8 protein-coding genes and 2 pseudogenes are annotated in these 9,542 nt (G+C 36.2%); 2 read left to right on the top strand and 8 right to left on the bottom strand.

The genetic code is table 11. The features are described 5' to 3' along the window. The 8 genes and pseudogenes from HET73_RS04160 to HET73_RS09450 all read right to left on the bottom strand — a co-directional run. Positions 1-1,392 (bottom strand): annotated as a pseudogene (locus HET73_RS04160) (hypothetical protein); the annotation flags it as partial. Between the two features lie 145 nt (positions 1,393-1,537). Further along, the gene (gene tgt / locus HET73_RS04155) at positions 1,538-2,731 is read right to left on the bottom strand and encodes a tRNA guanosine(34) transglycosylase Tgt (protein WP_174134069.1); all 1,194 of its coding nucleotides are present in this window, start codon (positions 2,729-2,731) and stop codon (positions 1,538-1,540) included. Continuing rightward, a complete protein-coding gene (gene nuoE / locus HET73_RS04150; protein ID WP_174134068.1) occupies positions 2,732-3,232 on the bottom strand; it encodes an NADH-quinone oxidoreductase subunit NuoE in 501 nt (166 codons plus the stop codon). A 277-nt stretch (positions 3,233-3,509) separates the two neighbouring features. Continuing rightward, the gene (locus HET73_RS08190; protein ID WP_246210099.1) at positions 3,510-3,770 is read right to left on the bottom strand and encodes a hypothetical protein; all 261 of its coding nucleotides are present in this window, start codon (positions 3,768-3,770) and stop codon (positions 3,510-3,512) included. Positions 3,771-3,819: 49 nt separating this feature from the next. Next, entirely contained in the window at positions 3,820-4,812 is a 993-nt protein-coding gene (gene ltrA / locus HET73_RS04145) for a group II intron reverse transcriptase/maturase (protein ID WP_246210097.1), read from the bottom strand. Continuing rightward, complete coding sequence (locus tag HET73_RS08185; RefSeq protein ID WP_246210090.1) at positions 4,797-5,312, bottom strand: hypothetical protein; 516 nt, start codon at positions 5,310-5,312, stop codon at positions 4,797-4,799. Before HET73_RS08185 ends, ltrA begins: the two co-directional genes overlap by 16 nt. 44 nt (positions 5,313-5,356) lie before the next feature. After that, complete coding sequence (gene tilS, locus HET73_RS04135) at positions 5,357-6,628, bottom strand: tRNA lysidine(34) synthetase TilS (protein ID WP_174134067.1); 1,272 nt, start codon at positions 6,626-6,628, stop codon at positions 5,357-5,359. A gap of 142 nt (positions 6,629-6,770) precedes the next feature. Continuing rightward, a pseudogene (locus tag HET73_RS09450) lies at positions 6,771-7,255 on the bottom strand (OmpA family protein). Positions 7,256-7,511: 256 nt separating this feature from the next. Between HET73_RS09450 and HET73_RS04125 the strand changes: the two are divergent. Next, the gene (locus HET73_RS04125) at positions 7,512-8,939 is read left to right on the top strand and encodes a gluzincin family metallopeptidase (protein WP_174133223.1); all 1,428 of its coding nucleotides are present in this window, start codon (positions 7,512-7,514) and stop codon (positions 8,937-8,939) included. A 20-nt stretch (positions 8,940-8,959) separates the two neighbouring features. Then, a partial coding sequence (locus tag HET73_RS04120) for a rod shape-determining protein (RefSeq protein ID WP_174134066.1) occupies positions 8,960-9,542 on the top strand: 583 nt, incomplete at its 3' end.

The raw sequence follows: 9,542 nt of genomic DNA, 5'->3' as shown, positions 1-9,542 counted from the left end.
AGCTCTTATTATTCTATTTCCATACTCTTCAGAATAGCTTCGAAAAGCATTTTTAATTTTTTCATACCCCTCCGCTAGACTGAAGGCCTGCTCATGTACTTGTTTTTTATCTTCACTGCTATCAGCTATATAATTATTTGGTTTTCTCTCTTTAGGAAACAATGGTGATAACGCATCCTGAAGTATAGAGTCTACTTGCTGAGGGTCAAGCATCATTGCATGACGGCGTGTTGATCTTGCTTGTGCTTCGGATGGTTTAATATCTTGTTTTTTATTCTCACCATCAGCACCCATGCCATCACTTGATTTCCTTTTTCGAGGAAGTGATGATTGATGTACAGGTCCCGCTTGCGCTTTTAATGCATTCTGAATATCTTGAAGATTTTGGTATGTACTTTCCTCCGGTACTATTTTTGATGCTTTAAATCCTTCTATTACTCGATCCGAAGCATCTTTTATTATTTCCTGGACCTTCTGAATACCTATTTGCTTACTCCCTTTGACAATAATTTCTTTTCTCTCCTTACTACTTGCACCATAGCCTTGCTCTTTAAGTGCCCTTATTGCCTCCTCTTTAAACAGGTCTTGAACATTCTTTAATTTATGACCAGTGTTAATAAGAACAGACTTAATTGTTTCCATTTCTTCCTGTAAAGAAAAAGTGCTTTTATTAATTGTAGCATATATAGGTTCTTGCACTAAGTTGGTACTAATAAATTCTTGTACTCTTTCTAGATAATTAGCATCTCCTACCACTTTACCATTTCTGTTCATAGATGCCTGTACGCCTTCAAACTTGATTTTTTGTATCTCTTCAATACTCAGCCCATTTTCTTTAAGCCATCCCTCTCTTTTGCTCATTGATTCAACAAACTCATCAATCTTTTTAATGGTGTCTGTACTATCATCAACCAACATTACGGTTTTTGGTAGCTGACCATTGTGATTATTCTTATACTCCACAATTGCCTTACAGATGTGCAAATTTTTTCCAACTTGATTTTGCTGTTCTTTTAGAGCTGAGCTTTTCAACTGGGTATCATAATCTGCTGGAAATCCGCCAAATACAGAAACACTGTCTGCCTGTTCTTTAGATAAGCCCAAATGATTTTCTACAACCCTTTTCACAGCATTTGGATATCCTGTGTATGATGCAATATTAACTTCTATTCCACTTGAAAGTGCAGACTGCAGTACAGATTTCAGCCCCTCTTCATTTTTTATTCCACCTGTATTTTTTAGAAAATCTTTTATATTGTGATCAGTCACTGCATTTTCCGCATCAGAATCAAAGTCTATTCTCCCTAACCTGGAGAAAGCATTATGCATGTGCTCTTCAGTGATAGTGTTATCAAAATCGAATATTAATAGAGTATTGTTTTCTTTAGCCATATCTTCACCTCATAATTTTTACCAATTAAGAATAAAGGCTAACACTAATAGATTAATTATTTACTACAGTACTTTCAAAGTTAATAAAAAGATAACAAGAAAGAAAAGCCAACAGTGTGGAAAGAAGACTTAAGAAGAGACAAGGTTACAACATTCCACTAACCCAGTTATTTTTCTCCTGATCTAGCCTATCATCTAATATCGCCTGCCTTATCGATTCCATCAGTTTATTCATGAAGAAAACGTTGTGAATAGTAATGAGAGTGTAGGCTAGCAGTTCCTTAGCTTTCAATAAATGGTGTATATAAGCTCTCGAATGTTTTCTGCAGGTAAAACATGAACAGTCACTTTCAATTGGATTATCGTCTAGCTCAAATTGTTGATTTCGCAAATTAATATGCTCTTTGCACTTTGAAGCAATAGAATTTCTATTTTTCACTTTAACAAGCGCACCACCATGTCTTGCCAGGCGAGTTGGATGCACACAATCAAATGTATCAATTCCAAGCTCTACTGCGTGAAAGATATCCACAATTCCACCAATGCCAAGCAAATGAGTAGGCCTATCTTTTTTTAAATGCTCCATAGTAAAGGAAACTACATCATACATCTGCTCCTTACTTTGACCAAGTGATCCGCCTATTGCTTGACCAAAAAATGGTAATTTGTTGATAAAATCGCAACTTTCTCTACGCAGATCTTGATATACTCCGCCTTGGCTAATTCCATACAGTGCCTGTTTGCCATTATTATTTTTTTCAAATTCATTCAAGGAGCGTTCAGCCCATCTATGGCTCATGAGCATTGATCTTCGCGTGTATTCCTCGCTAACGTGAAATGGTGTGCATTCATCTAAGACTAGAATTAAATCCGCACCTAATTTTTGTTGAATTTGTATAGATCTCTCAGGAGTCACACAATAAGTTTTACCATCGATATAAGAACGAAAAATTGCTCCATCCTCATTAATTTTGATCAGAGTTTTTTGCTTATTTCTTATTCCCTTTATCTCTTCTGAAACTGATCCATGGCCCAAGCTAAATATCTGGTAACCACCTGAATCAGTCAGCATTGGGCCATTCCATCCCATCATCTTGTGCAAACCACCGAGTTTTGCAACAGTATCCTCTCCCGGTTGGAGCATGAGGTGATAGGTGTTGGAAAGTATTATCTGAGTACCTGTTTCACTGATTCTCTCGATATCTGCAGCCTTAACTGCAGCTTTGGTTGCACAAAATATAAATGCTGGTGTTTCTATGTTTCCATTTGGAGTTTTAATTGTGCCAACTCTTGCAGAACCTGATTGCTTGGTTACCCTAAATGAGAACTCTTCTTTCATCTATTTGCTTGAGAGTTCTGTTATGATATCTTCTACTTTTTCAGGGGTGAGATTTTCATAGAAATCATTATTGATCTGCACAACTGGAGCATTGACGCATGCACCCAGACATTCAACTTCTTTTAAAGTAAACAGATTATCTTTAGTAGTTTCACCAATATTGATTCCTAGTTTTTCTTTAAAGGTATTTAGAACTTCTTCGCTACTACATAACCAGCAAGGAGTTGTTCTACAAACTTGTATCAGATATTTACCCACTGGTTTTAAATTATACATAGTGTAAAAATTTGCCACTTCATATACACGAATATGTGGAATATGCAGCATATCAGCAACATAGCGCATGGCAGATTCAGGAACCCATCCGCATTGTTCTTGAACCAAGTATAGTAAAGGCATAACAGCACTGCCTTCTCTACCTTTTGGGTACACCTCTATAAACTTTTTTGCTTTCTTGAGGTTTTCTGATGTAAAACTAAATTGCTCTTCTTTTTCTGTCATTCGTAAAGCTCTTGTAAATCTCAACAGATTATATCTGAAGGACTAATAATTGCAATTGCTGAGACTCTATAGTATCTCCAGTTGCTTATCCACCCAATTTGCAAATTCTTTACTGCTACTTATTTCCCATATTTCACTTTGCAGATCATGGTGGTTTGGTAGAAGTCATAATCCTGTTCCCCTTGCTTGGGTTTTATTTTTATGACTCCCCCACAAGAACCGTGCTTGCAACTTTCTTGCACACGGCTCCACAATAATAGCGTTCACGATATACCTCCTATGTATATAAAGAAAAACATATTTTTGGCTTTGGTAGTGGATTAACTTGTGTGTAATGCTCAAATTGTTCCCAATTCATGCTCTTTTTCTGGCTACGCCGGTTTATCCACTTAAACGTTAGCTTCCTTACCGCCAGCTCGAACTTACTGAGCCATCGATAATTTCCGCTAATCCCGAAGTAGTTATAGTGTCCTCTTAGTTTAGCTTTTAGTATCTGCCACCAGTCTTTCAGACGAGTATGATTACGAATCGTTTTCAATTATTCTTTGATTTCTTTGAATTTTCTAGCTAGGTTCACTTTTGAGGTTTTATGCCTCATAATCAGCCTGCCATTTCGACTTCTTCCGCAGTAGTGCGTAAATGCTAGAAAATTGAAACTTTCCGTTTTCTTCTTTTCTCTCTTTGCCTGGTACCACTCTTTCTTGCCAAACTTTACTATCCTTGTTTTTGTGTTCAGATACTTCCAAGCCAACCTTGGCTAGTCTTTGTTTCAGTGCTTCTAGAAATTCTTTCGCGTCTTCCTCACTTTCACAAAACACCAAAAGGTCATCTGCATATCTGACCAGCTCCATAAATCCCTTAGATTTTGGTTTTACTTTCTTTTCAAACCATAGATCTAGTACATAGTGTAGATATACGTTAGCTAATACTGGGCTTACTATTCCTCCCTGAGGTGCTCCTTGTGTAGTTGTCTTATAATGTCCAGCTTCCATAACTCCAGCCTTAAGACATTGCTTTACTAACCACAATAGATTTGGGTCAGATATTCGTTCCCTTAAACACCTCATTAGCCATTTATGCTGAATATTATCGTAGAACTTCCTTATGTCCACTTCCACAATGTAGTTTGTTGGCTTGTACATAACTGCTTTATCTAATGCTTTAACCGCTTGGTGACAACTTCTACCAGGTCGAAAACCATATGATTGGTCTAGGAAATTTGCCTCATATATATTTTCCAATATTTTCTTTAGCATTATCTGTACCAACTTATCCTCTGTAGATAATATTCCGAGTCCGCGCTTTTCTTCGCTTCCTGCTTTTGGTATATATACCCTTCTCACCGGTTGCGGTTTATATTGCTTTCTCTTCATACTATCCACCAGCATTCTAAGCTTCTCTTCGAGGGTTTCTCCGTAGGCTTCTACTGTCACCTGGTCTATACCGCAAGCCTTATTGCGTTTTAGTTCCTTATAACATAAGGCAAGATTTTCTGCGTTTATCAGATGAACTAGTGATGTAAATTTCACTCGTTTATCTTGCTTCGCTCTTACCGCTATCTGGTTTAGTTTTCTTTGCATATTCCTCCAACCTCTGTTGTATTGGTATTGCAATCCCTATTCCAGTTGTTATATTGCTGATCGCTTCCCCGTGTATGTGGCTTTCCCACACTCTGAGTACTATCAATCAGTCCGACTTCCTTTGTATCTTTCGTCAGTTCTCGTCTTTGTTGACTTGTTCTAACGTACCTTAGTAGGAACACAAAGGATCTCCCAAGTTCATTTAGAATCCATCTCAATACATGATACGGCCTAAGATCCCGATGGAGTGAGTGATAACTTGCCTTATCGTTATCCTTCATGCTGTCTTCCACTGCATGAAAAGTGTCGACCTCCATGATTTCAGGTATTTCGGGACTCAATACCTTCACTTTCGTTGTACCCTGTATTGTCCATTCCATTAGCTTTACTACGCTCGTTACCTTGCGTAGCATAATGGTCTGTTCTAGGCTGTTGGCTAGACTTTGCCTAGGTTGGATTTTCACCAACTGTGTTCTAAACGCTTCTCTTGGCGCACTCATGATATACCTCACTAAGATGAGTTTTATTATATTATGTTAACTAATTATATTGCAAGATTTTTTTGTATTATACTGCTTATAATACATTTAAACTTGTTATTAATATCTTGACCCTTATAATATATATAGGGATAAGCCAGTATTTTTTCATCTTTCAGCACAACAGGTAAGGAGTAAAAAACTTCAGAGCAGCAACCATAATCCTTTAAAAATTTAGGAATTTTTTGTGTTTTTTTTAGCGGAGCAATAGTAACTAAACACTCCTGATTGCCAAGTATTGTGCAGCTAAATCTGTTATCCCATTCAATAGGACCATTGAGTGGCAAACGTGCAGATACTTCCTGTATCTTTGATGATTCCCTAATTATCAATATGCTTTCTCTATATTTCCTTATTTGACATTCAGACAGCGTGCAATGAACGTCGTTACCCTTTTGCAATATTTTGTTAAATATTGCAATAAGACTTTTATATCTTGGTTTATAGCGTTTACTGCTGATTGCCATTATAGAGTAAAGGAGTAGCCTCAAGGCTATTTCCTCTGGCAGTTTATAAAATTCATCTAGTTTAATTTCGATATAACCAAGATCATAAACATTGACACAGTCATTAAACGCAAGTCTTGTGTAGTGCGCCAGCGCTTTTGCAGCTCTTTTCATGTGAAGAGCTGTGAGGCATATTCGCTCTGTTAAAACCCCCTGATTATCACTTGCTTTAAGCAAGTTACGGTATAACGTGCGTTTGTATTTCAAGTCCTGATTGCTTCTATCTTCGATCCATTTTAACTGATGAAAATTTGCGTATTTTTCTATTTCACTACGACTAAAATTTAACAATGGCCTTAATATATGAACACCATTAAAAAAAGATTTATGATCCATGGATGATAATCCATCTATACCACTACCACGCTCAAGTCTGAGTAGAAACGTTTCTGCTTGATCGTCTTTATGATGAGCAATAAGTAGGTGCTTAACATCGTTATTTTTACACCATTCTGTTAGTAGCTTATACCGCGCTTTTCGCGCTTGTAACTGGACACTACCTTTGACGTTTTGCTTTTCCCAGTTTAATATAAACGATTCCTTTACTCCAAGTTCTTTTGCATAATTTACAACAAATTCGGCTTCTTCTTGAGACTCTGGACGCAATCCATGATTTACTGTTAATACTACAGGAAGTGTTTTTTTTGTCCAATTAATCATTAAATGCAATAAAGTTATACTGTCCACACCACCTGATACCGCAACTGCAACTTTATTGTTATGAAGAGCAAAACCTTTGATTATATTTTGAAATAATAACTCTAACTCCATTATGCCTCTTGATAGCCAGGTAGGTCATACCGCCGCAGTATCTTCAATATAGATTCCGCTAACAAGTAGCGAAATGACGAGTTTGCCCCCTTTTGTCATCCCAGTGCTTGACACTGGGATCCAGGATTTTTAACGCAAGAAACTATTTCTTTGTTCCAGAGAATGAAAACTCCACTCTACGGTTTTTAGCATGCTGTTTTTCATACTTGGAATTCTTAGAATCGTCTTGTACGTAAACTAAAGGCTCAGTTTCACCTCTAGAAGCAGTTTTTATTTTATTTTCTAGGTAAGGTGCACAACTAACCATAAATTTTTTGGCTGCATCTGCCCTTCTCTCGCCTAGCGCAACATTATATTCATAAGAACCGCGGTTGTCAGTATGACCAGTCACAGTAACCTTCATATCAGGGTTATTCTGCAATACTTCCATTACATCGAGCAATACGTCTGCGCCTACTTCACCGATACTAGATTTATCATAATCAAAGAAAACTCTTTTTTTTCATTCATCTGTTTAACGACAGAATTCATTTTATTTGCCGTGTTTACCCTTTTTTTTGGTGGACAACCACTTATACCGGTAAGCAGCAAACAAAAACAGCACATTACAGCTAATCTACTCCACATTACTAAACCTCCATAAATTTTAAAATAGTGCATAACTTTAATAGCAGTTAATAATCTCTCTATATTGCAATATAGTCAAGAAAAATAAAATACTAAACACTTTTTATACAGTCTCACAATTAATTTTCTAATAAGATACTGGACTGTTGGTAGAAAAATATAGTAAAGGCATAGGATACACAATTTTTTATTTTACTTTGAGTAAATATACTGTTAACTTTATTATTAATCTATTACGATGTTAAAATGAACAAATATGAAATCTTATAAGTTCTTAGAGGAAGTATTGTATAGGGTAAAAAATATCGAAAATACGCTAAAAGTACTAAGCCAAAGTCAATTAAACGTAGAGGATAAAGTTGAGCAAATGGGTCTTCTAGAAGAGATTAGACATGAAATTATCTCTCACGACATAATAAAGGAATCATTAGCAGAAGTAGGTGCGCTTGGCAATAAAAAGAGCACTGACAATTGGCAGCGAAAGTTAGTAGAGAGGATGTATAAAAGCAGCAGTGCTATTCCCATTGATTTAGTAAAATCTTTGTCCAAAGCTAAAGTTGAGTGCCAAAATTTATGGAAGCTATCTCAATCCGAACCTAGTAACTTAGAAAAACTAAAAGAACGCTTTGCTGATTTGGTTAAGCTCGTTCGCGAGGTGGTTTCTATAAAGTCGCAGCAATTGAAGTGTTCGAAATACGATTCATTACTTTCTGACTATGACTCTGATATCACAGAAAAGAATATAAAGGAAATATTTCCTAAAGTAGGCAAATTTTTTAATGAAAATGTAGAAAAAGTAATTAAAAAGCAGAAAAAAGACGGGGTTATTAATATACAGAAAGTTGCTACTCAAAAGCAGATTGAGCTTGGCTCGTTGTGTTTACAGCAAATGGGTGTTGCATTATATCATGCCTCTCATTATCACCCTATAGATTATGATGAATCTGATTTTTGTTACGGTTTGTTTTTGCTTTTACGGTATAGTGGTTATGAAATTTATCGAAAATATTTAGCACAAAATTCTGTAAGTAGTCTAATTACAAAACACGTTATGTATGAAACCCAAGGACTATTCATGGAGAGGATGGTTGGAACATCTAGAGAATTTATTGAGTTTATTCAACCATACGTAAAAGAGAAGTTTACTATAAAAGGTAAGACTAATGCAAAAGCCAGCAGTGTTGAAAATTTGCACTTGGTTTTCAATAAAATAAATCTTTCTTCTCTTTTGAAGGATGCAGATGAATTTAGTCTATTAGCTCATATCATGCTGAGAACTAGATTAGAACAGAATATAATAAATGGTACGTTAGAGGTCAAAGATCTACACGATGCATGGCTGGAAGGCATGAAGCATTATAAAATTCCAGTAAAAGCTAAAAATGAGCTAGATACTTATTTTCAAGATGAGTATTGGGCAAGTGGAAATATGGGATATTTTCCTATTAAAATTATAGCTTTAATTACCGCTGTACAAATCTTTTCTTTCATTAAGAAAAATCATTACGAATTTTTAGGTGCTATAATAAAAGGAGATTTTAGTTTACTTATTAGTTGGTTATTCCAAAATATATCCAGTGCAAAGTGTGGTTTTTTGGATCTGCTAAAAAAAGTAACAGATAAGGGGTTGGACGTTGAGTGTTGTACTAGCTACTTGTCTGAAAAGTATAATTTATCTCAATAAAGCGTTTTCTTGAGTTGTGTATGAAATTTTTTCAGAAATTAACCAGAAAGTTTTGTAACCTTTTTACTTTCAGAGGTTTATTTGCTAGCGATATTGCTATAGATCTTGGCACTGCAAACACTGTAGTTTACCAAAAAAATCAAGGAATAGTGCTTGATGAGCCTTCGGTTGTAGCAAGAATAAAGGAAAAGGGAAGTTATGTTCCTTACGCCTTTGGTAAAAAAGCTAAAATGATGCTAGGGAAAACGCCTGGAGAAATAGAGGCGATCAGGCCATTAAAGGATGGTGTCATTGCCGATTTTAAAAGTGCGGAGGAGATGCTAAAATATTTTATACGCAGTGCAAATACAAAACTTACTGTTAATAAACCTAACATTATCATATGTGTTCCATCTGGATCTACCCCAGTTGAAAGACGTGCTATACAAGATGCAGCAGAAAGTGCTGGTGCAAATGAAGTATTTTTGATTGAAGAACCAATGGCTGCAGCAATTGGAGCTGGGCTTCCGGTCACCGAGCCTGAAGGTTCCATGGTTGTCGATATAGGAGGCGGTACAACTGAAGTTGCTATTATTTCTTTAGGGGGAATTGTTTATTCACGTT

Source organism: Wolbachia endosymbiont of Atemnus politus, assembly GCF_013309895.1.
The sequence above is the reverse complement of the archived record's forward strand: the minus strand, read 5'-3'. Positions and strand labels throughout refer to the sequence as shown.

What these genes read in the sequence shown, in the direction of transcription:
- tgt (WP_174134069.1), bottom strand. Translation starts at nt 2,731, where the DNA reads ATGAAAGAAGAGTTCTCATTTAGGGTAACCAAGCAATCAGGTTCTGCA.
- nuoE (WP_174134068.1), bottom strand. Translation starts at nt 3,232, where the DNA reads ATGACAGAAAAAGAAGAGCAATTTAGTTTTACATCAGAAAACCTCAAG.
- ltrA (WP_246210097.1), bottom strand. Translation starts at nt 4,812, where the DNA reads ATGCAAAGAAAACTAAACCAGATAGCGGTAAGAGCGAAGCAAGATAAA.
- HET73_RS08185 (WP_246210090.1), bottom strand. Translation starts at nt 5,312, where the DNA reads ATGAGTGCGCCAAGAGAAGCGTTTAGAACACAGTTGGTGAAAATCCAA.
- tilS (WP_174134067.1), bottom strand. Translation starts at nt 6,628, where the DNA reads ATGGAGTTAGAGTTATTATTTCAAAATATAATCAAAGGTTTTGCTCTT.
- HET73_RS04125 (WP_174133223.1), top strand. Translation starts at nt 7,512, where the DNA reads ATGAAATCTTATAAGTTCTTAGAGGAAGTATTGTATAGGGTAAAAAAT.